Source organism: Roseicyclus sp., from assembly GCF_052168335.1.
Lineage (GTDB): Bacteria > Pseudomonadota > Alphaproteobacteria > Rhodobacterales > Rhodobacteraceae > Roseibacterium.
Genome location: NZ_JBQLZP010000073.1, coordinates 1 through 4,053 on the forward strand (window position 1 = coordinate 1; position 4,053 = coordinate 4,053).

Consider the following 4,053-nt stretch of genomic DNA (forward strand, 5'->3'; position numbering starts at 1 on the left):
GCCGAGTTCCGCGACCGCGCGGCGCGCGGCGCCATGCCGACGGACCTCGCGCCCTATGCCGCCGCCCATGACCGGGCGCAGGGCGGCAAGGCGGGCGCGGGCCTCCTGATCCTCGTCGCACTCCTCCTCCTCATCCTCTGAGAGGGCCAGATGACCACCCGCGAGATCTTCGACACGATGGACTACGGCCCCGCCCCGGAGAGCGACGCCGAGGCGCGCGCCTGGATCGCGACGCGCGGCCCCGCCTTCGGCCATTTCATCGACGGGCGCTTCACGGCGCCCGGCGAAACCTTCGCCACGCGCAACCCCGCGCGCGGCGAGGTGCTGGCCGAGGTGACGCAAGGGACGGCGGAAGACGTCGACGCCGCCGTCAAGGCCGCGTCCCGTGCCGCGCCGAAATGGGCGAAGCTCTCGGGCCACGAACGCGCGCGCCATCTCTACGCGCTCGCCCGCCTCCTCCAGAAGCACGCCCGCCTCTTCGCGGTGCTCGAAAGCCTCGACAACGGCAAGCCGATCCGCGAGGCGCGCGACATCGACATCCCGCTTGCTCAGCGGCATTTCTACTACCACGCGGGTCTCGCCCAATTGCTCGCGGAGGAGCTTCCCGGCCACTCCCCGCTCGGCGTCTGCGGGCAGATCATCCCGTGGAACTTCCCCCTCCTGATGCTGGCCTGGAAGATCGCGCCCGCGCTCGCCGCCGGGAACACGGTGGTGCTGAAGCCGGCGGAATACACCTCGCTCACCGCGCTTCTCTTCGCGGACATCTGCCGCGAGGCGGGGTTGCCCCGGGGCGTCGTCAACATCGTCACGGGCGACGGCGCGACGGGGCAGGCCATCGTCGAGCATCCCGGCATCGCCAAGATCGCCTTCACCGGCTCCACCGCCGTCGGCCGCCGCATCCGCGAGGCGACCGCAGGGACGGGCAAGTCGCTCACGCTCGAGCTCGGCGGCAAGTCGCCCTACATCGTCTTCGACGACGCCGACATCGACAGCGCCATCGAGGGGCTGGTGGATGCGATCTGGTTCAACCAGGGGCAGGTCTGCTGCGCGGGCTCGCGCCTGCTGGTGCAGGAAGGCATCGCCGAGGACTTCCACGCCCGGCTGAAGGCACGGATGGACAAGCTCCGCGTGGGCGACCCGCTCGACAAGTGCATCGACGTTGGCGCGGTCGTGGACCCGGTGCAGCTCGCCGCGATCACGCGGCTGGTGGACGCCAACACCGAAGGCGAGGTCTACCGCGCCGCCGTCGACATGCCGAAGGCGGGCTGCTTCTACCCGCCGACGCTGATCACCGGGCTCTCGCCGGCCGCACCCCTGATGCAGGAGGAGATCTTCGGCCCCGTCCTCGTCTCGGGCACCTTCCGCACGCCGGCCGAGGCGGTGAGCCTCGCCAACAACACGCGCTACGGCCTTGCCGCGACCGTCTGGACGGAGAACCTGAACCTCGCGCTCGACATCGCGCCCAAGCTCGCTGCGGGCGTCGTCTGGGTGAACGCCACGAACCTCTTCGACGCGGCGGCGCCCTTCGGCGGGGTGCGCGAAAGCGGCTTCGGCCGCGAGGGCGGCTGGGAGGGGATGCTCGCCTACCTCGAGCCCGATGTCGCGCTGAAACCCGCGAAACCCGTCGCGCCCGAGCCCGCACCCGAGACGGTGGAGGCACCGGGCCTCGACCGGACGGCCAAGATGTACGTGGGCGGCAAGCAGGCGCGCCCCGACGGCGGCTATTCGCGGCCCGTCTTCTCGCGGCGCGGCAAGCTTCTCGGCCACGCGGGGATCGGCAACCGCAAGGACATCCGCAACGCGGTCGAGGCCGCGCGGGGCGCCTCGGGCTGGTCCAAGGCCACCGGGCACCTGCGCGCACAGGTGATCTACTACATCGCCGAGAACCTTTCGGCCCGCGCGGACGAGTTCGCGGCCCGCCTCCGCGACCTGACCGGCGCGACCGCAGCCCGCGCCGAGGCCGAGGTCGCGGCCTCGGTCGACCGTCTGTTCTCCTACGCCGCCTGGGCGGACAAGTTCGACGGCGTGGCCAAGTCCGTGCCGATCCGGGGCGTCGCGCTCGCCATGCGCGAGCCGGTCGGCGTCATCGGGATGCTGGCACCGGAGGAGGCGCCGCTGCTGGGCGCCGTGTCCCTGATCGCGCCCGCCATCGCGATGGGCAACCGCGTGGTGCTCGTGCCGTCCTGGCCGCATCCGCTGGCCGCGACGGACCTCTACCAGGTGCTCGACACCTCGGACGTGCCGGGCGGCGTCGTCAACATCGTCACCGGCGACCCGCGGGAGCTCGGCGGCACGCTCGCGAGCCACCTCGACGTCGACGCGCTCTGGTCCTTCTCGGCTGCGGTGGACACGGGGAAACTCGAGGCGGCCTCGGCCGGGAACCTCAAGCGGACCTGGATGAACCACGGCGGCAACCCGGACTGGCTGTCGCGGGCGGGACAGGGACGCCGCTTCCTCGAGGCCGCGACGGAGGTGAAGACGATCTGGGTGCCCTACGGCGAGTGAGGCTCAGCGCCGGCCGGAAGCCCAGTCCTTCATCTTCGCCCAGCGCACGGCGAGGCGGTCGGCGGCGGGCTCGATCACGCGGTCCTCGAACCGCTCCCAGATCCGCCAGGCGACGAAGGCCACCAGCACGACACCGAGCAGGATCACGATGTTGAGCCAGGGGAACAGCGTCACCTCCGGCCCCTCGACGGGCCGCACGCTGACCGCGTTCGGGTAGATCGAGATGAGGTTCGACCGCCAGCCGTAATGCGTGACCGCCACCCATTGCGGCGACGCCTCGGTCGAGACGAGGTTCGAGGCCTCGGCCTGCAAGTCCTCGCTGTCGAACTTGAAGTAGGGCGGCCAGAGCAGCCCCGTGTCCTCGTTGCGGTAGACGAGCGGCCGCCCGTCCGGCCGGATCGTCGAGATCAGGCGGATGTCGCGCATTCCCGTGCTCTGGGCGTTGCCGCTGTCGCGCTGGGCATAGAACCAGCCGTTGAGCCCCCCCACCTCGGTCAGGCGGCTCTCCACGTTCACGATCCGCACCACGTCGCGCTGCGGCAGCGTGTAGTGCAGGAAGGCCCCGAGCAGGAGCGCGAGGATGCAGAGGAAGATGATCCGGGGCCAGCGCATGGGAGGAGCCTTCAGTTCGTGACGTATACGTAAGCCGACAAAGCGCCGAGCGGCAACACGTAGACGCCGAGGAACAGCCAGTTGCGGATGCGCGTCGCATGGGAGGCGAGGCGTTCCTCGACCCAGTCCGCGCGCTCGCCCGGACGTCCGGCCATGACCCAGTCCTCCTCCAGCCGCATTTTCGCGCCCGACCGGAAGTAGAAGTAGAGGCTGATGTAGACGATCGTAAGCCCCACGAGGAGGAAGATCGCCACCCGGCCCAGACTGAAAAGCATGCCCTCGCTCCATCGTGCCCGCCCGGCGTGCGGCCCGGCTGTCCTGGGAAGGATATAGAACAGGGGATCGCGGATTGGCAGGGGCTTGCCGGGCGCGGCAAGGGCGCGCAGTGTGCCGCCATGACAGACGACGCCCCCCTCCTCGATGCCGTGACCGCGCGAACCGACGATCTCGTCGCGCTGACGCAGGACCTCATCCGCATCCCGACGCTGAACCCGCCGGGCCGCAACTACCGCGAGATCTGCGACTATCTCGCTGCGCGGCTGGAGCGTCGCGGCTTCGCCGTGGAGCTTGTCCGCGCGACGGGCGCACCCGCCGACAGCGACCGCCACCCGCGCTGGAACCTCGTGGCGCGGATCGAGGGGGCGCGGCCCGGCGACTGCGTCCACTTCAACGGCCATCACGACGTGGTCGAGACGGGCCATGGCTGGACCGTCGATCCCTTCGGCGGCGAGGTGCGCGACGGCCGCGTCTACGGGCGCGGCGCCTGCGACATGAAAGGCGGCATCGCGAGCGCGGTGATCGCGGCCGAGGCTTTCCTCGCCACCCATCCCGACTTCGCCGGCGCCATCGAGATCAGCGCCACGGCGGACGAGGAGTCGGGCGGCTACGGCGGCGTCGCCTACCTGGCTGAGCAGGGTTACTTCGACCCCGCCCGCG

At 70.9% G+C, this 4,053-nt stretch carries 4 protein-coding genes; 2 read left to right on the forward strand and 2 right to left on the reverse strand.

Going from position 1 to position 4,053, the window contains the following annotated elements:
* The first annotated feature begins 150 nt into the window (after window positions 1-150).
* Window positions 151-2,505, forward strand: coding sequence for an aldehyde dehydrogenase family protein (locus ACTS11_RS02440; RefSeq protein WP_442638761.1), 2,355 nt, complete (start codon window positions 151-153; stop codon window positions 2,503-2,505).
* Between the two features lie 3 nt (window positions 2,506-2,508).
* On the opposite strand, the gene ACTS11_RS02445 is transcribed toward ACTS11_RS02440, so the two are convergent.
* Complete coding sequence (locus ACTS11_RS02445) at window positions 2,509-3,117, reverse strand: DUF1523 family protein (RefSeq protein ID WP_442638762.1); 609 nt, start codon at window positions 3,115-3,117, stop codon at window positions 2,509-2,511.
* A gap of 11 nt (window positions 3,118-3,128) precedes the next feature.
* Window positions 3,129-3,392: a hypothetical protein gene (locus tag ACTS11_RS02450; protein ID WP_442638763.1), complete on the reverse strand. Its 264-nt coding sequence runs from the start codon at window positions 3,390-3,392 to the stop codon at window positions 3,129-3,131.
* A gap of 120 nt (window positions 3,393-3,512) precedes the next feature.
* On the opposite strand from ACTS11_RS02450, the gene ACTS11_RS02455 reads away from it, so the two are divergent.
* The coding region (locus tag ACTS11_RS02455) for a M20/M25/M40 family metallo-hydrolase (protein ID WP_442638764.1) at window positions 3,513-4,053 on the forward strand (541 nt) is incomplete at its 3' end.

Bases quoted from the DNA above. Each gene is read 5' to 3' on its own strand.
- ACTS11_RS02440 (WP_442638761.1), top strand. From the start codon at position 151: ATGACCACCCGCGAGATCTTCGACACGATGGACTACGGCCCCGCCCCG.
- ACTS11_RS02445 (WP_442638762.1), bottom strand. From the start codon at position 3,117: ATGCGCTGGCCCCGGATCATCTTCCTCTGCATCCTCGCGCTCCTGCTC.
- ACTS11_RS02450 (WP_442638763.1), bottom strand. From the start codon at position 3,392: ATGCTTTTCAGTCTGGGCCGGGTGGCGATCTTCCTCCTCGTGGGGCTT.